This is a genomic window from Mesorhizobium sp. PL10, from assembly GCF_053714315.1.
The window spans coordinates 24,336-47,176 of sequence record NZ_JBSKBR010000031.1 but is presented as its reverse complement, the minus strand read 5'-3'; the positions used below and the strand labels follow the sequence as shown (position 1 = coordinate 47,176).

Annotated in this window: 19 protein-coding genes and 1 pseudogene; 6 read left to right on the top strand and 14 right to left on the bottom strand. The window is 59.2% G+C overall.

Annotated features, from left to right (window positions below):
* Nucleotides 1-427: 427 nt before the first annotated feature.
* The 3 genes from ACWGTO_RS29300 to ACWGTO_RS29290 form a co-directional block, all read right to left on the bottom strand.
* A complete protein-coding gene (locus ACWGTO_RS29300; RefSeq protein ID WP_454578266.1) occupies nucleotides 428-706 on the bottom strand; it encodes a tautomerase family protein in 279 nt (92 codons plus the stop codon).
* Between the two features lie 72 nt (nucleotides 707-778).
* Entirely contained in the window at nucleotides 779-1,186 is a 408-nt protein-coding gene (locus ACWGTO_RS29295) for a hypothetical protein (protein ID WP_454578265.1), read from the bottom strand.
* A gap of 42 nt (nucleotides 1,187-1,228) precedes the next feature.
* Nucleotides 1,229-2,479, bottom strand: coding sequence for a M24 family metallopeptidase (locus tag ACWGTO_RS29290; RefSeq protein WP_454578264.1), 1,251 nt, complete (start codon nucleotides 2,477-2,479; stop codon nucleotides 1,229-1,231).
* A 384-nt stretch (nucleotides 2,480-2,863) separates the two neighbouring features.
* Between ACWGTO_RS29290 and ACWGTO_RS29285 the strand changes: the two genes are divergently transcribed.
* The 3 genes and pseudogenes from ACWGTO_RS29285 (at nucleotide 2,864) to ACWGTO_RS29275 (ending at nucleotide 6,119) form a co-directional block, all read left to right on the top strand.
* Complete coding sequence (locus ACWGTO_RS29285; protein ID WP_454578263.1) at nucleotides 2,864-3,625, top strand: SDR family NAD(P)-dependent oxidoreductase; 762 nt, start codon at nucleotides 2,864-2,866, stop codon at nucleotides 3,623-3,625.
* 10 nt (nucleotides 3,626-3,635) lie between these two features.
* Nucleotides 3,636-4,445, top strand: coding sequence for an SDR family NAD(P)-dependent oxidoreductase (locus ACWGTO_RS29280; RefSeq protein ID WP_454578262.1), 810 nt, complete (start codon nucleotides 3,636-3,638; stop codon nucleotides 4,443-4,445).
* A gap of 140 nt (nucleotides 4,446-4,585) precedes the next feature.
* A pseudogene (locus ACWGTO_RS29275) lies at nucleotides 4,586-6,119 on the top strand (hydantoinase/oxoprolinase N-terminal domain-containing protein).
* Nucleotides 6,120-6,352: 233 nt separating this feature from the next.
* Here the strand turns inward: ACWGTO_RS29275 and proX are convergent.
* The 5 genes from proX to ACWGTO_RS29250 form a co-directional block, all read right to left on the bottom strand.
* Nucleotides 6,353-7,360 (bottom strand): glycine betaine/L-proline ABC transporter substrate-binding protein ProX, encoded by a 1,008-nt coding sequence (gene proX / locus ACWGTO_RS29270; RefSeq protein ID WP_454578261.1) that lies wholly within the window; start codon nucleotides 7,358-7,360, stop codon nucleotides 6,353-6,355.
* Between the two features lie 115 nt (nucleotides 7,361-7,475).
* Nucleotides 7,476-8,738 (bottom strand): NAD(P)/FAD-dependent oxidoreductase, encoded by a 1,263-nt coding sequence (locus tag ACWGTO_RS29265; RefSeq protein WP_454578260.1) that lies wholly within the window; start codon nucleotides 8,736-8,738, stop codon nucleotides 7,476-7,478.
* A gap of 66 nt (nucleotides 8,739-8,804) precedes the next feature.
* Nucleotides 8,805-9,128, bottom strand: coding sequence for a 2Fe-2S iron-sulfur cluster-binding protein (locus tag ACWGTO_RS29260; protein ID WP_454578259.1), 324 nt, complete (start codon nucleotides 9,126-9,128; stop codon nucleotides 8,805-8,807).
* Nucleotides 9,129-9,229: 101 nt separating this feature from the next.
* Nucleotides 9,230-10,246, bottom strand: a complete 1,017-nt coding sequence (locus ACWGTO_RS29255) for a sterol desaturase family protein (protein ID WP_454578258.1) — start codon at nucleotides 10,244-10,246, stop codon at nucleotides 9,230-9,232.
* 4 nt (nucleotides 10,247-10,250) lie between these two features.
* Nucleotides 10,251-11,096, bottom strand: coding sequence for a 3-methyl-2-oxobutanoate hydroxymethyltransferase (locus ACWGTO_RS29250; RefSeq protein ID WP_454578257.1), 846 nt, complete (start codon nucleotides 11,094-11,096; stop codon nucleotides 10,251-10,253).
* A 355-nt stretch (nucleotides 11,097-11,451) separates the two neighbouring features.
* Here ACWGTO_RS29250 and ACWGTO_RS29245 point away from each other — a divergent pair, with 355 nt between their 5' ends.
* Nucleotides 11,452-12,405: a LysR substrate-binding domain-containing protein gene (locus ACWGTO_RS29245; RefSeq protein ID WP_454578256.1), complete on the top strand. Its 954-nt coding sequence runs from the start codon at nucleotides 11,452-11,454 to the stop codon at nucleotides 12,403-12,405.
* 76 nt (nucleotides 12,406-12,481) lie between these two features.
* On the opposite strand, the gene ACWGTO_RS29240 is transcribed toward ACWGTO_RS29245, so the two are convergent.
* From ACWGTO_RS29240 to ACWGTO_RS29215, 6 genes are all read right to left on the bottom strand, one after another.
* Entirely contained in the window at nucleotides 12,482-13,462 is a 981-nt protein-coding gene (locus tag ACWGTO_RS29240) for a GlxA family transcriptional regulator (RefSeq protein WP_454578255.1), read from the bottom strand.
* Nucleotides 13,463-13,694: 232 nt separating this feature from the next.
* Nucleotides 13,695-15,215 (bottom strand): trimethylamine methyltransferase family protein, encoded by a 1,521-nt coding sequence (locus ACWGTO_RS29235; protein ID WP_454578254.1) that lies wholly within the window; start codon nucleotides 15,213-15,215, stop codon nucleotides 13,695-13,697.
* Between the two features lie 270 nt (nucleotides 15,216-15,485).
* Entirely contained in the window at nucleotides 15,486-16,250 is a 765-nt protein-coding gene (locus ACWGTO_RS29230; RefSeq protein WP_454578253.1) for an SDR family NAD(P)-dependent oxidoreductase, read from the bottom strand.
* 69 nt (nucleotides 16,251-16,319) lie between these two features.
* Nucleotides 16,320-17,372 carry a quaternary amine ABC transporter ATP-binding protein gene (locus ACWGTO_RS29225; RefSeq protein ID WP_454578252.1) on the bottom strand — a complete coding sequence of 351 codons (1,053 nt, stop codon included), beginning with the start codon at nucleotides 17,370-17,372 and terminating at the stop codon, nucleotides 16,320-16,322.
* 172 nt (nucleotides 17,373-17,544) lie between these two features.
* Complete coding sequence (locus tag ACWGTO_RS29220; RefSeq protein ID WP_454578251.1) at nucleotides 17,545-18,558, bottom strand: ABC transporter permease; 1,014 nt, start codon at nucleotides 18,556-18,558, stop codon at nucleotides 17,545-17,547.
* 279 nt (nucleotides 18,559-18,837) lie between these two features.
* Nucleotides 18,838-19,833 carry a LysR substrate-binding domain-containing protein gene (locus tag ACWGTO_RS29215; protein ID WP_454578250.1) on the bottom strand — a complete coding sequence of 332 codons (996 nt, stop codon included), beginning with the start codon at nucleotides 19,831-19,833 and terminating at the stop codon, nucleotides 18,838-18,840.
* A 432-nt stretch (nucleotides 19,834-20,265) separates the two neighbouring features.
* Here ACWGTO_RS29215 and ACWGTO_RS29210 point away from each other — a divergent pair, with 432 nt between their 5' ends.
* Nucleotides 20,266-20,958: a corrinoid protein gene (locus ACWGTO_RS29210; protein ID WP_454578249.1), complete on the top strand. Its 693-nt coding sequence runs from the start codon at nucleotides 20,266-20,268 to the stop codon at nucleotides 20,956-20,958.
* 71 nt (nucleotides 20,959-21,029) lie between these two features.
* The gene (locus tag ACWGTO_RS29205; RefSeq protein ID WP_454578248.1) at nucleotides 21,030-22,064 is read left to right on the top strand and encodes a GlxA family transcriptional regulator; all 1,035 of its coding nucleotides are present in this window, start codon (nucleotides 21,030-21,032) and stop codon (nucleotides 22,062-22,064) included.
* The last annotated feature ends 777 nt before the right edge of the window (nucleotides 22,065-22,841 follow it).

The window sequence follows — 22,841 nt, the reverse complement described above, 5'->3', positions numbered from 1 at the left end:
AGTGCTCGAGATCGGCTTGCCAGTCCACATCCATTGATCGGCCCTCCACAAGCCGACCTCCCATGAATGACGCAAACTCTCTCTTGGGAATTCCAAAAACGCGCCGCCGCTAAAAATCTGCCAAAGTAGTGCTAGCGGCGTGTATGACGTACGGAGCACAGCGCCGCCAGGTAACCGATAGCCGATCCCAATTCATGATTGGCTTGCCAAACCATGCCCTTTCGCGTCTGTACTAGGCGAAGCGGAGCGGCCGATGGTAGCCGCAGCCTTGCCTTGCGCGTGACTGCGTCACGTCGATAGCTCCGCGCCACGGCAGAGTGTCACGCCCGAAGCACCGCTACGCGGCGGTCCAGGATGGTCAACAACCTAACTCAGCCGCGAAGGCCGAAGTGGGCGTTTCTTGGAACGAGTGCGGCGCGGCTGCGCTTCACATCCTCGACCAGAGCTTGCCGCCGGTTGCCCAGTTGCTCGGCTCATATTCATCGAACACAACGTGGATCTGCTCCGGTCTTAGGTTCATCTTGTCGCAGAACAGCTTCGTGATTTCAGCGGCCAGATCCTCCTTCTTATCGTCATCCGCCTTGAAGGTCTCGATGTGAATAACGGGCATGTCATACTCCTTGGTCGTTATGCCGGTTGGATCGTCAACGCGGCGCGGCCGGCCGCGCTTAAAACTCCGCGATGGGTGCACCGAAAGTCTCGCCATCAACCTCCAGTCCGGGGCCATAACCGGCTCGCGACCGTTAGTGCCCCTGGCATAAGGTGGCGAGTCGCGCGGCTATCTTCGCGGTTCGCCAGGGCCCGCGGCTGCCAATACGATCGTTGCCAGATGCTGGACAATAACGGCGGCATCGCTGTCCTTTTCCAGAACGGCGACGCCATTGAAATGGTCGGGGACCTCCGGAGCGTTGCGGCCCTCCAAGAATACAAATGGGACATGGCGGCGGGCAAGATTTTCGGCTGCGACGAATGTGTTCTCCCCTTGCAGGCTTAGGCTGAGCACGGCGCCGTCTATTGACCGCGAGGACATGACCGTGTCGAGAAGATCTTCGATCGTATCCCACGGACAGACGATTTTCGCGCCCTCGGCGCTGAGCGCATCCTTCGGGCCGGAGGCGACTTTGCTGTCGTCCTCCGCAATTAGGATTTCGCGGCCCAGAAGCTTCTGATCTTTCAACTCGGACATCTGCCAGCCTCCGAAAGGCTTCGTCCTCCGGGATCTATGTTCCTAGTCCAGGAGGCGCTCGTCAAAGGGATAGTTCGACATCAATTCGTAGCCGTCGGAGGTGACGAGCAGTTGCTCCTCGAGCTTCACACCATCGCGCTCGCCGACCGCTCCGATATAGCTTTCGACGCAGATCACCATCCCGGCCTCAAGCGTAGCGTCAAAGGCGCCCGGACCACGAAACGAAGGCTTCACCTGCGGATACTCGTCGCACATTCCCACACCGTGTATCAGGCAGTTGTAGGCCTGCGCACGAAACTCCTCTGGGACAGGCCAGGCGGATTCCTGAATGTCCCGCATGCTGACGCCGGGGCGTATCAACTTCATGTTAGTGTGCAACTCTTCATAGGCATATCGATAAAGCTGGCGCTGCCGGAGCGTCGGGCGTTCCTTCCCGTAGTAGAAGGTGCGCGAGATATCGCAGAAATATCCGAACGGGCCCACCATGTCAGTGTCAAATCCGACCAGGTCGCCTGGTTCGATTGCGCGCTGAGTGGCCTCCTGAAGCCAAGGATTGATCCGCGGCCCGGAGGCCAGCATGCGCCCCTCGTGCCAGCCGCCGTGATTGGCGAGATTGGTATAGTTGAGAATGCCCCATAGCTGGGCTTCGGTGACGCCTGGCCCCATGGCCTCCTGCATGCGCGCGATTCCGTGCTCAGCGACGGCGCATGCCCATCGCATGCAAGCGATTTCGTCTTCCGATTTGATGACCCGGGCGCCTTCGACGATGTCGACTGCGTCGACAACCTCCAATCCGCGCTGCAGCAGGGCCTGGGTCAGGCTCGGGTTGACGTACTCCAACGCCACTTTGCGATTGGTCGTTCCGATCTCGCTCAGAAAGACGACAATGTCATCGGCAAGGAGCCTCGCGCCTTCCGCCAATTCGTTGCCGCCTTCGAAAAATGACATAGGCCTGCCTGCCCTCGACTGATCTGCGGATGACCGGTGGCCGACCGTGCCCTGGTGAAGAGTGATCGGCCCGTCGAGCGGCAGGAAAAGGTAGGTGACGGGAATATGGGACTGGAACAGCGGATAGGAGTTATAGTCCACGGCATAGCGGATGGTGATGGGACTGACCACGACGCACATGGCGACGTCGGCCTGGCGCATCGCCGTTCTCAGCCGACCCTTGCGATATTGATCAAGCTGTTTGAAGTCTATGTCCGGCATGGGTCTAAACTGGCGCAGATCGCTCCAGTTATCATTGAGGACAAAACCATCGGGAGTTGGCGATACGAGTTTGTCTGCGCTCATTCGACTTTATCCCTCTAGCTGCGGGCATCGTATCCCCGCGACAGGAGACGACGTGGACGGTCCATCGTCCTGAGATCGATCTATAGGGCAGCGCGCAGTCACGCATCAAATGAGTTTTAATGCTGCCCGTATAATTCAAAGTCATGTTGGCCGGCCCAAGCCCCGCGAGTATATTGGCACAATTGGTTGCTCCTGGACGACCCTCTGAGATGAAACAAGTCGCGTCGGCGGCAACGCCGGCCGCTGCGGAGCACAACGATAACTTTAGCTTGTCTGTCGCATGATTTTTTGGTCGCTTGCGGAGAGGAAGCCACAAGCGCTATGCGGTTCAACAGAAATGGGCCGGCGAAATTGGGCTGCTCATCACCTGATAGGCATGCTTAAATGACACATTCGAACAAGGTGGTAATCGTCACTGGCGCAACATCGGGGATCGGTGAGGCGGTCGCGGAAGCTTTCGCCGCGGCGGGCGCGTCGCTGATGCTGGTCGGCCGCGACCGCGAGCGTGGCGAGAAGGTGCTGGATTCGATCCGGAAGAACGGCTGCCAGGCCGATTTGTTGTTCGGCGACGTAGCGGATTCGGGCTTCGCCGACGAGGTTGTTCAGTCCACCGTGACAAAGTTTGGAAAAGTCAGCGTGCTGGTCAACGGCGCGGGCATCATCCGGCGCGGGAACGCTCTCGACACGTCGGATGAGGAGTGGCGCGAGACTTTCGAGGCCAATGTTAACGGCGTGTTCTATTTCAGCCGTGCCGCAGTGAAGACCATGAGGACGTCCGGCGGCGGCAGCATCGTCAACATAGCCTCCAATGTCGGCTTGGTCGGGTGTCCGGGGCTCGTCGCCTATTGTGCCTCGAAGGGAGCGGTCGTGTCCCTGACGCAGGCCATGGCGCTCGACCACGCCAAGGACCAGATTAGCATCAACGCCGTGTGTCCGGGTGCGGTAGACACCCCCATGCTTGTGTCGGCACACCGCATGCCAGTCACCTCGGCCGAGGCGTTGCAACGGAACATTGATTCCAGCCCGCAGGGCCGCGTGGCGACCACGAAGGAAATCGCGAGCCTGACTCTGTTTCTGGCAAGCGAGCAAGCAAGGCACATCACCGGCGTTGCAGTACCGATCGACGGCGGCTTCACGGCTGGATAAGGAGGAATTCTTGGGTAATCGATTGGAAGGCAAGGTTGCCATCGTCACGGGTGGCAATCAGGGGATCGGGCGCGCAATCGCTGAGAGGCTGGCGGACGAAGGCGCCGCGGTCGCCGTGGGTGATCTCGTTCAAGGACGGGCTGATGCAGGCAAGGCCGGCAAGCTCTCATTCCTTATCCTCGACGTCACAGACGAGGCGTCAATTCGCGCGTTCGTCGACCAGGTGCTGGAGCGCTTCGGCAGGATCGACATCCTCGTCAACAACGCCGGCTTGGTCATGCACAAGTCCATCGATGACCAGACCGCCGAGGATTGGGACAGATTGATGGCGGTCAATCTTCGCGGGCCATTTCTAATGACCAAATACGTCGTCCCTGAAATGCGCCGTGTCGGGTCGGCCGCGATCGTCAATATCGGCTCGGTCGAGGGATATATGGTCAACCCGTGGCACACTGCCTACGCGGCCACCAAGGCGGGCGTGCATGGTTTGACCCTTGGGCTGGCAGTTGATCTCGGACCGGACGGCATACGATGCAACACCGTCTGCCCCGGCTGGATCGATACCGATCTTAACCGAGCGTACGTCGAGATGCATCCGGACCGGAGCCTGATCGAGCGTGAGCTCGGTTATCTTCATCCGGTGGGGAGAATCGGCGCCCCAACGGAAATTGCCAATGCCGTGCTCTGGCTGGTCAGCGAGGAGTCGAGCTTCGTCAGCGGGGAGATGATCTCCGTCGATGGCGCGCGAACTAAGAAGATATCCCTGCCCGCCATCCTGGACGAGGAATTCAGGTCCAAGCTGACGGCACCGCAGCGGTAGGTTTGTTGCCGTCCTCGACGCGGAATGCTTGACCTCTGCAGGGCGCGCTTGGAAGTGGGCGGGATCGAACCTGACGTCGACTGCACTACCAGGCTGGGGCGCTACGCACTCGGCTGAGGCTGCTAACGCGACCCTACTCAATGACCGCCAAGCCCAAACCTCTCTTCCTCGGCATCGACACCGGCGGCACCTACACCGATGCCGTGCTTTGGTCCGAGACCGAAGGTCCCCAGCAGGGGCCGAACAAGGGCAAGGTGCTGGCCAAGGCCAAGGCGCTGACCACGCGCCATGATCTGGCCGTCGGCATTTCGGGTGCCGTCGATGCGGTGCTGGAAAAGGCGGGTACCGATCCGGCTGACATCAAACTGGTCTCGATGTCGACGACGCTCGCCACCAACGCGCTGCTCGAGGGCCAGGGCGGCCGCGTGGCGCTGGTCATGATCGGCTTTTCAGAAGCCGACCTCGCCCGCGATGGGCTGAAGACGGCGCTTGGCACCGACCCGGTGGTGTTTTGTCCGGGCGGCCATGATGTGCACGGCAACGCGGCAAAGCTCGACCTGTCCGGGCTCGAAGCGATGCTGCCGGAGCTCGGCGCCTCAGTGTCCGGCTTTGCCGTCTGCGCCTATTTCGCCACCCGCAATCCCGCGCACGAGATCGCAGCCCGTGAGCTGATCCGCGACAGGACCGGCCTGCCGGTCACATCGAGCCATGAGCTGTCGGCCAAACTCGGCGGTCCGCGCCGGGCGCTGACCACGCTGCTCAATGCCAGGCTGATCTCGATGATCGACCGGCTGGTGGCGGCGACCGAGGGGTTCCTTCAGGCGCGCAACATTGCCGCTCCCTTGATGGTGGTGCGTGGCGATGGCGCGCTGGTCTCGGCGGCGTTCGCCCGCCAGCGGCCGATCGAGACGATCCTCTCGGGTCCCGCCGCCAGCCTCGTCGGCGCCCGCCACATGACCGGGCTCGACAATGCGGTGGTCTCCGACATTGGCGGAGGCGAACTGGGATGCCGCCGCCGCCCGCCTCGGCGCCGAATTGTTCGCCCGCAGGCGCGATGGCCGTGGCCAGCCGATCGCCGCATCACCGGAGGTGATTTCGGAACGCGTGCTGGTGACGCTGACGCGCTGGTCTGCCGAATACATCCTGGAAACCGCCTTTGCCGAGGACGGGCTCGATGGTGCGGCGACTGTGGCGCACGCGCTGGTCCAGCGCGCCGTTGGCGCCCATCCCGGCATCGCCCGCCTCACCGTCGCGCTCGACCGGCCGGTCATCGGCCTCGGCGCCTCGGCTGCGCTGCACTATGCCGGCCTGCCGCCGCTGATCGGCAATGGCTGCATCGTGCCGGAGGACACCGACGTCGCCAACGCGCTCGGCGCCGTGGTCGGCCAGGTGCGCGTCTCGGCCGAGGCCCGTATCAGCCAGCCGCAGGAAGGGCTGTTCCGCGTGGCGTCGGGCCAGACGATGCGCGATTTCACCGACGAGGCAAAGGCGATCGCGGCCGCGGAAGCCGATGTACGCGCGATCGCCGCCCTGTTCGCGAAAGCCGCCGGCACCGACAGCGCCGACATCGACATCGCGACCGAGTTCACGGTCTCGACCTTCGAGGGCCAGCGCATGTTCATCGAGGCGCATGTGGTGGCGGTGGCGTCGGGACGGCCGCGAATGGCGATTTAGGCAGCGCCGCTGTGCGGCAAAACCTGCTTGATCTGTCGTGTAATAGAGAGGAGGCGCCGCATCCAAAACGCGCCCAATAGACACAGCTGCACTGTCCGGGTTGACTAAACATTTAGGATTCGGACGTCGGCAGATACCAACAACGTCTGGAGACACGCGGCGTACCCTTTGTGCATGGAGGCGGGGTCGTTTCGACCCCGCCTTCCTCACACGGAGACAATGGAACTGGAGCTCTACTTTGCCGCTGCCTTGGCTTCTGCAATCCAGGTGTCCCATTGCGCTTTGTGCTTGATCTTCCAATCCTCGGCGTGTTTTCGAACATCGGCTCGCGTGCTCTGCCCATCGTGCACGAGCTGGTTCTCTGCGTTGATGTCTTCAACCGAAACGTTGAGCAACTCGAACCATTTTCGTGCGGCTGGATTCTTGTCCAGAAACGGGGTGTTGACTATGACGTGCTGCGTAATTACCGGGAAACCGGTATTGCCTATCCCAGCTGCCTCGGTGACCGCGCCAGCCTGTTCTTCGGGAAGAGCAGTGAATGTGACAGTCAGCCATTGGACCTCGTGTCCTGGCCTCAATATTCCGCTTAACCACATCGGGGTCCACGTATAATAAAGGGTCGGCTTTCCGGCCTTGATGCGTTCGATCGCATCAGCCATGATGGTTTCGTAGCTGCCCTGCAGCTGGGTCACAGTTTCCCGGAGTCCATAAGCGTCGAGGTGGTGATCGATGATCCTCTCGCAACCCCAGCCTGGATCGCATCCGTATAGATCAGCTTTTCCGTCGCCATCGACGTCAAACAGTTTGGCGAGAGCTGGATCTTTCAGCTGGTTGACGGTTTTTATTTTGTAGGCATCCGCAGTTTTCTTGTCGATGAGATAACCTTGAACGGAGCCATCGACCAAGGTTCCGACGGGCTGGAGCTTCGCCTTCCCGCCTGCTTTCTCATAGAATGCTTTGTGTAGCGGATCCGCGTAACCCGAGTAGATTGTTGCATCGCCGTTGGCGACGGCCAGAAAAGCGGCCTGCAATTGCATGGACACGGGCTCCTTGACGTCGTAGCCAAGTTCTTGGAGACCCATACTGACGAGTTCCTCTTGAAACCATTCGACGGTATAATTCTGGTCCGAGGGTTGGACCGTGATGCCCTTGCCAGGCAGTTCATCTGCAATGGCAGCGCCGAGAGTAAGAGCTGCTGCCGCGATCAATAGTGTCGGAGCGATTACTGATTTGTACCTCATGGTATTCCCCTTTTTGGTTGTGGTAATTAATTAGTGCGGGTCGGGTGGGTTGTTTTTCGGGCGCCTCCGATTGTCTGCGGGTCGTGCTCCGCTAAGGACTGTTGCATGATCGCTCTCAGCCAGTGTTCGGGAACTGAGGGGCGGCCGCTCTACGGTTCGGCGGGTCCGGAACGCTCGCCAGCAGCGACCTAACGTCTTTCGATGCATCGACTACGTCGTTGGCCGATATCGTCTGGCGCGACTCGACAATTCGTTTGCCTATCATGTAGGCCCGCGGATCATTTATGGCGTCCACCGCAACCAGCTGATTGGCCCGGAAATACCAGATCGACCTCGAACCGTTGTCGTTCCTACGTTCGACCACCCGATCATGTCCGGTATTTAAGCCCGCGATCTGCAATTTGACGTCATACTGATCGGACCAGAACCATGGCTTGGCGTCATATTCCTTGGAGCCCCCGACGATGTTCTCCGCCACCACCTCCGAATGCTCGATCGCATGCCCCACGCTTTCAATTCGAACGCGGCCCCCCTTCCAAGGGAAGGATACGCATTCGCCAGCAGCCCAAATACTTGGATCGGAAGTTCGGCCCTGGGCGTCGGTCCAGATTCCATTCTCGACCGCGAGACCCGCTTGCTCCGCAAGCCGCGTCCTCGGCATGACGCCGACACCTACGATAACCAAGTCAACCGCCAGGCTAGTGCCATTTGACAAGAGTGCGGCAGCGATGCGTTTCTCGCCGACAAGACGATTGACCCCGACGCCCTCTAGGATCGCAACGCCATTTGCGGAATGCAGGTCGCGAAAGAAGTTGGATGTCTCCGCAGCGGCTACCCGTTGCAGTATTCGGGGCGCCGCCTCAACCAATGTGACCTCGAGCCCGAGCTTTGCACTAACCGCGGCGGCCTCGAGGCCGATATATCCCCCACCAACAACGAGCAATCTCCGACCTGGGCGGAAGTCGGCCATAAGTCCGTCGACATCTGCAAGCGTCCGGATCGTATGCACCCCGCCCAATGCGCCGCCTATCTCCTGCGGCAGTCGCCTTGCATTTGAACCGGTCGCGAACACAAGGTGATCAAACGGTACAATGTCACCACCTGCAGTTACCGTGGACGATGCCCGATCGATCGCGGTGACACGTCGATCCAGCGCGAGGGTAATTTCGTGCTCTTTCCAGAAGGACGGCGCACGAAGAAAAAGCCTCTCAGGGCTGAGTTCGCCGAGCAGATATCCTTTGGACAAGGGAGGACGTTGATACGGCGCCATTGGTTCTTCGCCGATCAGCGTTATCGGAGCTGAGTAGCCTAGCATGCGTGCCTTGGCTGCTAGCGATGCTCCCGCTTGGCCGGCGCCGATCACCACAATTCCAGACATTGCGCTTCCTTGGCCGACAGATCGACTTGGGCCGATCGGTTTGAACAAATGCCGAAGTGCTATCCCTCAAGCTTGCCGCTCGGGTAGACGCAGAACTAGTCCGTCGAGGGTTTCGTTGACCCTGATCTGGCATGTCAGCCGCGATCGAGCGGGATCTGCCTGGTACGCAAAATCAAGCATATCCTGCTCCATCGGTTGCTTAGCAGGGAGTTTTGCAATCCAACTTTGTTCGATGAACGCATGACAGGTCGCGCAAGAGCACGCACCACCACAATCTGCTTCGATCCCCGGGATGCCGTGATCGCGAGCGCCTTCCATGACCGTTGTGCCCTGGACGACGTCCACGTCGTGCACGCGCCCGTTGTGTTCAATGTACGTGATTTTGACCATTGATCGTCCTCCAATTGACTGTGGTGGTGGACGCAAATTTACGTGAAGATTTGTGTCCGCTGGGAGTTCGCACTAGCTCAGGCGAACCCAAACGCCGCGATTCACTTTTTCTTGCGCATTTCTTTCAATCGAGCGCGCGTTCGCGCCGTTGCTTCTTCCGAACCGTCGTGGAGAGTTCCAAACCACCTGTCACAAGGAACTTCTGGTTCGCCGTAATTACATTCAAAGTATCTGTGATGTAGCTGATGAAAGAAATCGCCAACCCGCAAGGCAGAAGTACTATTCTCTCCCAGTGCGATGGACTCGTATCCAGCGTGAGAACTGATAGCCAGAAGTACCTTAGATTGAAGATGATATATCAAGTGAAGCGGATGCGAAGCGATTACAAAGTGGATCAGGACGGAACTGAGATATAGAATGTGCTCCATCGGATGCATTGACATCCCCGACCAAGGACCGACATTCACGTTACGATGATGAAGTGAATGCGCCCATCTATATAGAGGCCCCCAATGCAATAATCGATGAATCCAGTAGAAATGTAACAATCCGTAGAACGGCAATAGGACAAACCACAATAAACACGCAGTCCAATTAGTTGTAAGCGAGAGCATAGGCATATATCCGTTGGCAAACGCCCAAAGCCCGATGATCTCATAGGCGGTCCAGACAGTAACCCCGCTCGCTATGGACCAGAATACGTTGTCGGCAAACTGACTGCTAAACGTGAACGATGCATTCTTTTTATGGAATGGGCGGCCGTCATACCGGAAGCGATTGCCTTGCATTTTGAAAGTATACAGATAGAGATGCATTCCGCCTGCCAAGATGGTCAGGATTAGCAAATTACGAAAATAGAGTGTGGCGATCCAGTCGAACTTAAATTCGTGCGCCACTTGCAATGACGGCGAGAGATAGAACCACGTAAGAACCGACACCCCGATGACGATCCAACGGTCCGAGATCGGCTTCCAAGAATTCCACAGCAGCTTGACCGCTTCCAGCGGTCCACGCTTGAAGTCGAACACCGAGTTATCTTTTAGCGGGAGCTCGGGATGGTAGTTCCAAGTCGACCCTGTAGCAGGTGTCCCTGGCCGCTTTGTGGCATCGTCGGTCATCTCGTTATCCTCTGGCGACGCTCAAGCGATCTACTTTGCCGAACCGGGTTCGAAATGCCTCAAGCTCTTCTCGCTTCATCGAGATCGAGACACGCTCATAAGGGAAAGTTCCGGCACGCACGTCGGATTGAAATGCGCTTAGAGCATCTATGCGTTCGCGCTCCATCTGCGCGTGTAACCGACGCACATTTCCGTAGGCGAAGGCGTGACGCGGTGGATCTTCGGTTTCCCCGCAGATGTCCTCGGAGAACAGAAACGTGACGTCTCCTCCCGATCCCGACCCAATAGAAAAAGTAACCAGGGTGGTTTGCTTGTTGATTTCCTCCAGCACCTGCTGAGGAACGAGTTCCACCTCGACCGCGAACGCTCCGGCCCTTTCCATGGCGCGAAAGCTCTCGACCACCTTCAGAGCCTCGTCGGCGGTAGTACCAACGGCCCGAAGCCCGCCGATCCATGTGCTGTAGGGCGGTACAAGCCCGACATGCCCCATCACAGGAAAGTCGAGATCCGCGAGCATCTTGATCGTATCCAGGCTTCTGGTGGTGTAGAGTGCATCGGCCCCTTCGCCCATTGCCCGCATTGCGCCGTCCAGGACATCCTTTTCGGTCGGGTGATCAACCAACATCAACGCGGCGGTCAGGAAGGTGTTTGGGGCGGCGGCGCGGACCTCTTTCAGCATTTGGGATCGGGTGACGATGGTATCAATTCCGGCGGCGGCGGCCCGCGCGGCCTGTTCGCCGTTCATGGCTGTAACTTCCGTTAGTTGCAGCTTGCCCTTGTTGGCGCGCAAGTCTGCGACCGTCCAGTTTCGCTGGGCGGGGCGATGGCCGAATGTAAAGATGTTGCGCATTCTGGTGCTTTCGTTGGAGCGGGCGTAGCAAAATTCATGCCCTGTGTCGGTCCGGTAAAGATGTTACCAGAAGGCGGCGGGTTCAAATGAAAACTAAGATCGCGCTGCATTCCCTGGACGAATGCAACAGCGCTTGGGAGGCCTTGCCATAGGCTTGGAACATTCAGGGTTTCAAACTTGTCTAGGAAAGCGCATAATCCCTATCGGCGATTTTGGCATTCGCAAAACCATCGCAAGCGAAGGGTCGGTCCTGTGGACAAAAACCGACGGTCGCGCCAGCCATGGGGCTTCCGCCGCTAGTGCAATGTGAAGTTTTCCGTTCAGCTAGATCGTGCGTCGCACCACCGGGAATTGCATGCGAAAGAAGTCGCTTCACCGAAACATCCAACGGCTCCTGCCCGCCTTTGAAGCAGCTGCACGGCAGGGAAGCTTCACGCTGGGGGGAGAAGAGATTGGCCTGTCACAAAGCTCGATCAGCAAACAGATCATTGAGCTTGAGAGGCGACTTGGCCAACCACTCTTCGTTCGTTCGCACAAGAAGATAACCTTGACCTCGGCGGGACAGCGGCTTTTGAAAGCCTACTCGCTTGCCTCATCTCAGATTGTCGACGCGCTTGAAGATTTGATCCAGGAGCGCTCCAAAGGGCAAATCGTGTTGTCGACATCAACCGCAAACGGAGCATTCATGCTGCTTCCTCGCCTTGCGGAAGTTCGACAATGTTTTCTCGGGCGAGAGATTTTTCTAGTGACTTGGGACCCACAGGGCATCGAGCCCACGGGGCAGGTTGATCTCGCCTTAATCTTTGGCGAGCCCGACCTTCCCGGGTTCGTAACCCGACCGCTCTTTTCTGATGTGCTCACTCCTGTCTGCTCGCCAGAGCTTTTAGACAGGAATGGACCGTTGCGGGAACTGTCTGACCTGCAGAATTGCGAACTGTTGTATATGCAGGCGCAGCATCCATCTTGGGTGGGCTGGCGGCATTGGCTGAGGGAATTCTCCATGGAGCTGCCGCGAAACCATCAGCCAATGGGCTTCAACAATTACTACAACACGATACAAGCCTGTCTAGCAGGTCAAGGCGTGGCTTTGGGCTGGCTTCGCCAGCTTGGCAATTTGCTGGAATCAGGACGCCTTGTGGCGCCTTTTCCGCAGTCCCTACAGACCAAGGACCAGTATCAATTGGCTTGGCCTGCAGATCGAGCTCCTGAATTTCCGATCGAACCGTTTGAAGAATGGCTAACCCGTAGGTATGGTGCCCCTACTCTCGATTTTTCTTCAGGTACACAGCAGCTGGCGAACACGCCTTGAGCGCCACCCGCTCCCATTCACGTCTGGCGTGCCTGTCGGTCGCGGCCTTACGAGGTCCTCCGTCTTTGGCAACCGGCTAGCCAAGCCCGGGTCCCACCCAGGAGGGGACCATCGAGCGACACTTTTGCGGCGAGATGCCATTGCAGATCTTGAAGCACTTTGCGAAGTGGGATGGGGAAACAAAGCCACAGGCGATCGCGACGTCGATGATGGGCAGGCGCGTGCCCTCGATCAGCCGTTTGGCGTGGTCCAGACGAATTCTTAGGTACTGACGCACCGGCGGCATCCCGACTTGCGTGGAAAACAACCGTTCCAGCTGGCGCCGCGACACCCCAGCCCGTCGCGCGACTTCGGCCATGGCGACCGGGTTCTCGATGTTTTCCTCCATGATCCTCATTGCCATCAGCAGCTTTTCACTGACCCCTGCAAAGGCAATACTCGAAGGCCCAGTCTGTCGGTTTGATCCGGATCGTTGGCCCTCGACGACGGCATGTCGACAAACCTCCTGCGCGATAAACGCGCCGGAACGGTTGGCAATGAGATCGACCGCCAAATCAAAGGCTGCCAGTTCGCCGGCGCAGGTCGAGAACTGGCCATCTCTGACAAACAGAGTGTCCCGGATCCGCAGCTGGGCAAACACCTCCGAGAAAGCAGCGAGCCGGGACCAATGGATCGTGCAGCGCGTACCTGTCAGAAGCCCGGTCTGGGCGAGCAGCCACGTCGCCGTCCCGACCGCCGCCATCGGGACCGCGTGACGCGCGGTCGCGCGCAAGAAGCTGTTCAGCTGTGGCGTGAACTGGTGCTCCACCATTTCACCGGCGACGATTGCTAGGTGATCCGGTTTGCAATTTTGCAAACGGACCTGTTGTTCCCCAATCGTCGTATCGACAGCTACCGAAATACCGTTGGCACCCCGAACGGCTCCCGCGTCCAGCCCTGCGATCCGCCAGCGGAAGAGCTCCATTCTCGACACGGTGTTGGCAATTCGGAACGGCTCGAGGAAAGCATGCAGCGCGAGGTGCGAAAACCCTGGCAGGACTAGGATCAGCAGTCCCATTCGGCCGCCCTCGGCCGGATTGTCAAGCGTTACCGGTGACCTGAGGGTACTGATGTTGGCAGGAGCATTCATCGGGTTTCGTCCACGCGATAGTCGGATCTGGTTCCGTCTGGCCCGCCGCCTGCCGGCCGGGGATCTGGGCCAGCAACGAGCCCCATCCAGTGGCAGAGCTAGCGCCCTCACCGCTTCGCTCACTCGCCCCCCGGAAAAGTCGATCCCGTTCGGCGGCAGGCTAGAGCACGGCATCGCCGATTTCGGATTCCCTGCGCTTGATGAAGTCCAGAAGCCCCTCATCAACGGCTTCGTCGATGGGCGGCGCCTCGTATTCCTTCAGCGCCCGCACGGCTGCCTCCAATCCCCTTGTGTTGGCATCCTTGGAGCCATTGAAGGACCACTGCTCGAAGCTGTCGTGGTTCATCAATTCGGGGACGAAAAAGGCGTTCTCGAAATTCTTCAGCGTATGCTCGGTCCCCAGATAGTGAGACCCTGGCTCGCTCTGCCTTATCGCATCCATCGCCTCGTCGATCTCGCGCGCGACGATGCCCTGGCCGAGCTTGTAGAACATCACCATCTGTTCGGCGTCGAGCATGAACTTGCTGTAGCTCTGGGTCAAAGCGGCCTCAAGATAACCCGTCGTCGAAAGCACGAAGTTCGCTCCGGCGATCAGCGCGCCATACATGTTGCGCGCCGCCTCATAGCCTGCCTGGGCATCGACAAGCTTGGAGCTCGTGTTGCTGCCGCTGCAGCGCCAGGGAAGTTTGTAGTGCCTGGCCAGTTGGCCGACCAGCAGGTTCATGTGGCAGATCTCGGGCGTGCCGGCCATCGGCGCGCCGCTCTTCATAGAGACCGTCGCCAGCCACTGGCCATAGATGCATGGCGCGCCAGGCCGCACGAGCTGCGCAAACGCGATGCCGGCAAGCGCCTCCGCGTTGAGCTGCGCAACCGCCGCCACGGTGCTCGCCGCGGTGCTGGCGCCGCCCAGCACGAAGGGGGCGAAGATCATGGCCTGGTTGTTGGCGGAATAAACCTTGACCGCGTCGAGCATCGTTGCGTCCCAGACCAGCGGAGAGTTGCAATTAGCAAGCGAGATGATGACTGTGTTGTCCTGGACGAACTCCTCCCCGAAGACGATCTTGGCCATGGCGAGCGTGTCCTCTGCCCTCTCGCGCGAGGTCACCGCTCCCATGAACGGTTTGTCCGAATAGCGTATCAGGCTGTAGTTCATGTGCAGGTGGCGCTTGGGCACCGCGATGTCCATCGGCTCGCAAAGCACACCGCCTGTCATGTGGATTGCCGGGGCTTGGTAGGCGAGCTTGGCGAAATTGGTGAAATCCTCGATCGTCGAGTTCCGCCTCCTTCCCTCCAAATCGAGCACATTCGGCGATCCGTAAGCCGGCACGAAAATGCTTTTTCGGCCACCGAGGCTGATCGTCCTGGCCGGATTCCTGGCAACGACGGTGAAGGTCTCTGGAGCTTTGGCGACCAGCTCCAGCAGCTGATTCCTGTCGATCCTGATGCGCTGGTCGACGACGTCCGCGCCGGCCGCGCGCCAGAGCTCGACCGCCTCATCATCGCGAAATTCTATTCCTATTTCTTCCAGTATCTGCATAGATATATTATGAACCCGAAGCAAATCCTCGCAGCTCAGCAAATCCATATAAGGTAGTCCGCGCTCAAGCGGCGGTAAGAAAGTAACCGTTCTGTCAGAACGCAATTTTTGCCGAGCGCCTCGGCCGCCTGATCTCGCGGACATTTCTTGTCATCCCTGATTTACGACGCAATATATGGCTCTGCCATGACGCTAACCACCAATAAAAAATAATGTAACTTATGAACTGAAGTTATGACCGGATCCCCACCTGCATTTACAAGCTCGTATCGGCACGCGAATCCCTGCCCGGGACGCGGATTGCGCCGCCCGGTCGCGAAGTCCCCAATTAAGGAGCCGGCTGACGCCGATTTCTGCTGAAACCTCGAAATTTCAGTGTCGTGGCCGCCGGAAAGCGAGCCGCGCGGACCGGGGCTAGTAGACGGCTTTGGCTCCCGCGACCTCGAGCGTGGTCCCCGCAATGAAACGGGCGGCATCCGAACTCAGAAAGTACACTGCATCGGCGATGTTTTCGGGTTCGCCAAGCCGGCCAAGAGGGTTCGACCTGCTGAGTTCGGCCACCGCCGTGACGGGTTCGAACCCACGATGGACAAAGCCCGAGCGAAGCATGGGGGTATCAATCTCACCGGGGCAAACGGCATTAACCCTGATGCCGTCTCCCGCGTGGTCTCGCCCCAGACATTTTGAAAACGTGGCTACCGCAGCCTTGCTCGCGCAGTAGGCTGCGTGACCGGGCCCGGGATAGACGCCCCACGTCGAGGAGATGTTGACGATCGAACCGCCTCCGTTTTCCTTCATGAAGCCAACTGCTCGCCGGCAAGTGTAGAATATCGCCTTCAGATTGATGTCGAAGGTCCGCTCCCAATCCTCGTCGCTTGTTTCCAGGATCGTCCCACGCGTGATGACGCCGGCATTGTTGACGAGGGCGTCGAGGCGACCGGTCAGGTTGATCGCGGTGTCGACCAAATCCTCGCAAAAGGCCTTGGTTCGCAGGTCCCCAGGTCTCGCCAGCGCATTCTCGCCCGTCTGGTTCAATATGGCGATCGTGTCCTGCAATACCTCCGCATTCGTGTCGCCGGCGACGACGAAATATCCGTTGGCCACGAACTTCGCGCAGATCGCTTGGCCCATCCCGCCGGCAGCTCCGGTGACGATCGCGGTCTTGCGGGCAGTCTTCATTGTAGTTCAACCAGCGGATCACGAGAGGAATTGGCAGCGAGCACGCCTGCGCGCATCGTCATGTTGTCCCTAGAGGCGCTCATGGACGCCTCGCAAGATTGACGATGCGGTGATCACGCCGACATCGACGCCGCTTTCGTCGACCACCACCATCGGCGTGTTGCCGTGTCGGTTGGACAAGCCCAGGAGCTCCTCGATCGGCGTATCAAGCCTCAGTCGCGGAGCATCCGCCAGCGGCTGGCCCTGTCCGACACTCTTGAATTCCTCAAGCGGCAACATCACCGTTTCGGCCTTTAGAAGCCTCAACCGGCTGCTTCCCTGGACAAATTTTTCGACATAAGGGTCATTCGGGCTGCCGAGTATCTCGTCGGCGGAGCCGATCTGGAGCATCCTTCCGTCCTTCATCACACCGATGTGGTGTCCAAGCCGGACGGCTTCATCAAGGTCATGGGTGATGAAAAGTGTGGTCTTTGCCAACTTCGTCGAAAGCGCCTTGAACTGATCCTGCAAGTCCCGGCGAATGAGCGGGTCGAGGGCCGAGAAGGGTTCGTCCATCAGCAAGATGGAGGGATCGGCCGCCAGGGCCCGAGCTAGGCCGACCCTTTGTTTCATTCCGCCCGAGAGCTGGTCGGGGTAACGGTCGCCCCATCCGGCAAGCTGGACGAGCTCGAGCTTTTCCTCCGCGATCTCACGGCGCTGCCGCACGCTTGCCTTTCGCAGTTCCAGGCTCAAGGCCACGTTATCGCGCACCGTGCGGTGGGGAAGAAGTGCTACGTTCTGGAAGACCATCCCCATCGTGCGGGCGCGCAGCTCGCGCATCTCATTTTCGGATTTCAGGTTGATGTCTTCGCCGCCGACGATGATCTGGCCGGCGCTGGGTTTGATCAGCCGGTTGACATGCCGGACCAGCGTCGACTTGCCGCTTCCGGAAAGCCCCATGACACAAAAGATCTCGCCTGCCTCGACTTTGAAGGAGACACCGGCAACGGCGGCAACGCAGCCGTATTTTTCGAGAAGCGTGGCCTTGGAATGATCGTTGCGCTGGATGCTGGCGAGGTCGAGCTTCGAACCCGATCCGAAGACCTTCCAGACGTCCTTGAATTCAACGGAGTGCGCTTTCAAAGGTAAGCTCCACGATCTAGAGGTTTCGCCCGCTGGATGAATGGGTGCCGGACGAGCATGCGGCCACAGCGCAACGTTCTATTGTTTGAGGTGGCCGTTGCGGGCTTCGGCACAGCGCCAAGCAGCCAGAAACCCCCGCCGCAACATCAAGTGCCGGTGGCGCCTTTCCACGCTAGGCGGAGCGCTCATAGTCGCTCCCGTTGTCTTGAGCCAGGAGTTCAGTGGCGCCCACTTTCCAGTCGTCGGAGCCGGCAGACGAGATGGAGGGTCTGAGCATCGTTGTAAACACGGATGCTGGCCCCCGACTGTACCAGGCGACGTGGCCGAACTGTCTGCGTCGCGACATTGCAGCCTGGGTCAGGCGATCGAGGATGATGGCAAGAATAACGATTCCAAGTCCGCCGGTCGCGGCGAGGCCGACATCCAGGCGACCGATCCCGCGCAAGACCATCTGGCCAAGCCCGCCGACGGCAATCATGGAGGCAACGACCACCATTGAAAGCGACATCATCAATGTCTGGTTGACGCCTGCAAGTATGCTCGGAAGCGCCAGCGGTAACTGAGCCTTGAACAGAAGCTGGTTGTTGGTGGCTCCGAAGGCGCGCATGGCCTCGACGACCTCTTCGGGGACCTGCCGCATGCCCAACGCGGTCAGCCTGATAACGGGCGGCAGCGCAAAAATGATCGTCACGATCACGCCCGGCACATTACCGATCCCGAACAGCATGACGACAGGCACGAGATAGACGAATGAGGGAACCGTCTGCATCGTGTCCAGGATCGGCCGGCAGATCGCGGCGGCCCGATCGCTGCGACCGGCGATCACCCCAATCGGGATGCCGACGATCATGCAGAAGACCACGGCGGTGAAGACGAGAGACAGCGTCGTCATCGTTTCACCCCAGATGCCCAGGAGACCGACAACCACCAACAGGCCCGCAACCTGAAGCGCCAGGCGCCAGCCGGCGATCTGCCAGGCAATCAGCCCGACGAATAAGATGGTGATGAGCGGCGGTATGCCGCTGAGCCCGAGATTAAAAGCCGTGAGCAGCTTGTCGAAAGGCCATTTCAAGGTCTGGAACAGCGGGCGATAATTCGTGACCACCCAGGTCAACACGTCCTGAACCCACTGACTGAAGGGCAGGTGCCAGCTTTTGAACGGATCTAAGATATCGGCCAGACTCACAAAAGCTCCTTTCGACCAGAAACTGACTATTGAGTGCTTCTGGATATCGCCCATGCGATGAGCGCAGCGCCGCCCCGGTTTGTCCAGCGGCGGAAGGATTGGCTGCGGTCAGCAGCCACCGCAGCATGCTCGAAAGCTAGAACGGTTGCTGCGTGCGTCGCATTTGATCCACTCCCGCCCGGAAATCACCACATCCGTGAGTTGTGGTCCTTCTCACTCCAGGAACGCTAGCGACGCGGGGACGACAAAACAACCGAACAAATAGTTATACGCGCCCGACTAAATGTTATCGGGCGAGTGCGGCTCCGTATGCGCGATTAGGGTCTCATGGCCGAACACCGGCGCGCCGCCATCAAGCTCGGCAGTTGATGATGGCGCGGCCGGCTTCAGGTCCTTGACCTCGGCAATCAGCCAGTCGCGGAAGATCTGCACGTCTTCGCGCCCGATCGCCGTGTCCGGAATGACCAGATGATGCTTCCGGCCGGTGAGATAGCTTTCCCCGAGAGGCCTTATCAACGTGCCTTCATTGACATAGTCATTCACCAGATGACGCCAGCCCAGGCCGATGCCATAGCCTCTGATCACCGACTGCATCAGCGCCGGATAATTGTTGAAGGTGATGGTGCGCTTGAAGGAGGACGCGATTCCGAATTGCTCTAGCCATTGTACCCAGTCGAAAGGCGACCATGGATAGGCAGACCAATGCTGGTCGTCCATGACCAGCAGTACCTCATTTACCAGATCCGCAGGCGACAGGATTTGCGGCGATTGTGAGTGATAGGCTTTGCTGCAAACCGGGAACACCTCCTCGCTGAAGAGTTCGATGGCGGTGAAGCCCGGGCGCGGCAGATACCCCATGACCACGGAAACGTCGAAATCGTCCGTTGCCGGCGCGGGGCTGCGCTCGAGGGAGACCAGATGGACATCGACTTTCGGGTTCGCTGCGACGAAGTCACCGATGCGGCGGCTCATGAACAGGGTCGCGAAGGACATCGGCATGCCGACGGTCAGCGGCTGGGCCTTCTGCCTCCTGCGCACGCTGTCGAAGGCTGCTGCCATATGCCCGAGGCTCAACGTCACGGCCTCGAACAATTCCTCGCCGGGTGCCGACAGCGAAACCTTCTGGTTACCCCGGTTGAACAGCTGGACCTGGAGGTGGTCCTCCAGTGTCAGAATGTGGCGGCTGACCGCCGCCTGGGTAACCGATAGCTCGTTGGCAGCCTTGGTAAAGCTCAGATAGCGTGCCGCTGCCTCGAATGCCCGAAGGGCGCTCAAAGGAAGCCTACGATAGTCCTTCGACATGAGAAATTGTTATACCGGTCCCGACAAAAAGTAAATTGCGTCTCGCGCCGTTCTCTATAAGCATGCCGACGATCGGTATCAATGATCTCAATTGCGCCAGATCGACGGGAGGCCAGTTGGGTTACGGATCCGGCACGATGGAGCGCGACCTGGTCAAACAAATAAAAGTCATTGCCCGACAGGGTTGCCGTGACGGGCGACTGGCAATTTTCTGACGTCGGCTGGCGACCTCGGCGCTACTCGAGGCAGGCGCGAGGCGCCGCCGCACAAGGTCAAGGCTGCGGGATTCATGGTCTTCGTGTCCCGTTTGCCATTCAACTCCCAAGGCTTCACCGGAAGCCTGGTCGGTACCCCGTCGAGCGTGGGGTACCGACCTTTCTCGACAGAAAATGAGGCAAAACCGACATGGCCGATGACGAGATCATCCTTTCCGAGCTCTCCGACGAGGAACTCGTGCAGCAGATGCACGACGACCTCTATGACGGGCTGAAGGAAGAGATCGAGCAGGGAACGCACATTCTCCTCGAGCGTGGCTGGGTGCCTTATACGGTGCTGACCGAGGCGCTGGTCGAAGGCATGCGCATCGTCGGCGAGGATTTCCGCGACGGCATCCTGTTCGTGCCGGAAGTGCTGCTGTCGGCCAACGCGATGAAGGCCGGCATGTTCATCCTGCGCCCGCTGCTTGCCGCCACCGGCGCGCCCAAGCAGGGCAAGATGGTCATCGGCACCGTCAAGGGCGACATCCACGACATCGGCAAGAACCTCGTCGGCATGATGATGGAAGGCGCCGGTTTCGACGTCATCGACCTCGGCATCAACAATGCGGTCGAAAAATATATGGCCGCGATCGAAGAGCATCAGCCCGACATCATCGGCATGTCGGCGCTGCTCACCACGACCATGCCTTACATGAAGGTCGTCATCGACACGATGAAGGAAAAGGGCATTCGCGACGATTACGTCGTGCTGGTCGGCGGCGCGCCGCTCAACGAGGAATTCGGCAAGGCCGTCGGCGCCGACGCCTATTGCCGCGACGCGGCCGTGGCGGTCGAGACCGCCAAGGACTTCATGAAGCGGCGCCACAACGTTCACGGCTGAAGCCAACGTTGGATGCGCCGGCGTTTCCGCCCGCGAGTTGTCGAGCAACATCGAAAGGGACTTGTGACCTGATGAATGCGCCTTTTTCAGTGGGGGACCGTTCGCGCATCGTGGGATGGAGCCCGGGCCGGCCACAGATCGATGGCCACCACGAAACGTTGCGCCTGACCATCCTTGCGCTTCCCGGGTTTTCCCAGCTCAGCCTGTCCGCCTTCGTGGATCCGCTTCGCCTGGCGAATTCGGTCATCGGGCGGCGGTTTTTCGATTGGACGATGGTCAGTCCGGACGGACAGCCGGTCGAATGCGCCAGCGGATTCAGCCTTGCGGTTGCCGCTGACTTTGGGGGGATCGCGGAGAGCATCCAGGCCTGCAAGGGACCGAGCATGGTTGTCGTGTGCGCCGGCGAACGGGTCGAAGAGCAGGCGTCAGCGTCGTTGAGCAGGATACTTCGCCTTTGCAAGAGATTCGGCACTCCGCTTGCAGCGCTCGGCACCGCTACATGGCTGCTGGCCGAAAGCGGAGTGCTCGAAGACAGCGCCTGCACGATCCATTGGGACAAGCGGGCTGCCCTAGGCGAAACCTTCGCGCGTCTTCTGGTGACGGACCGGCTTTTTGTCAGAGATGCGCAACTCGCCACATGCGCTGGCGAGTTTGCCTCGTTCGACCTCGTCATGGATCTGATCAGCGAGCATCTCGGCAAGGACACGGCATTGGCTGTCTGCAGACATACCACGGCCGGGCACTGGCGCTCGGCGTGCGACAGGCAATGGACGATCACCGGCAGTGAAATGGTGACCTCGAAGGCGCTTGCGGAGATCATCCGGATCATGGAAGAACATGTCGAGGATCCGCTTCCGCTGCGCGACATTGCCAAGTGCATCGGCCGCTCCAGACGTCAAATCGAGCGGCTATTCGAGCGGGCTGTTTCATCCTCTCCGATGCGCTACTACATGACCTTGAGGCTTGCTCGCGCCAAACGTCTCGTTCAGCAAACGGACATGCCGATCGTCGAGATTGCGATCGCCTGCGGGTTCGCGTCGGCATCGCATTTCTCAAAATGTTTTCGGCAGGTTTATGGCTGCAATCCCACGGCCTGCCGGGGGTGACCACCGCTGGTGGCAATAACTACAAGCCGCAGCGCGTTATCCCGGGGCTTATAAGCATGAGTACGAGGCAGATCGGGAGCAATTTAGGAATGCCACAGTCTCTATTCACCTCGGGAGAGACATTGGTCCCCACCGATGTCAAGCAAGGAATCCATGCAACAGTGATATCCTTCCTTGTATGCGCTACTCTCTTCCTTCTTCTCGTTACGTTTAAGTTCGGCATCATTCTCTAAGAGGCGGCGACCGTGACGTCGCCGCAACTAAATATCTCGCGGCGATGCCAGCTTCCTCCGTCCGGATCGCCGAGCATCGAAAATATGGACGCCCTGCTGTCGGCAAGTGATGGGGCCGGTAAGTTCCTGTCGAGTGGCCGGGACGCCTTTATCTCAGTCATTGAGGTCTCATAAGGCGAATGTTTCATAAGGCGACTGGCCTTTATTGGGCTGCTCTTGTCCGGAAGGGCAGAAGGAGAGCGGAATCCCTCAGCTCGGCAGGTCCGCCTTATGAGACATCGTATTTCGTGACTATGTTCAAACTCGAGACTTGCCGGGATAGTGTGGTCGCCCGTCCACCGTGTCGTACTGCACTTGTATGGGAGTTTGTTTGTCAACGGTCTTTTTGCATCCATTCATTGGTCTCGTTTGCGTTGGGGCAGCTGCTCCATCCACGACAGCGCCGCCGACCTATTGATCGCGGACGTCGATACCGAGGGGAGCCTGCGCGTGGCGAGACATTGCTCTCGCGTACTTGTATGCGGCGGGTGCTTTGACCCGGCCA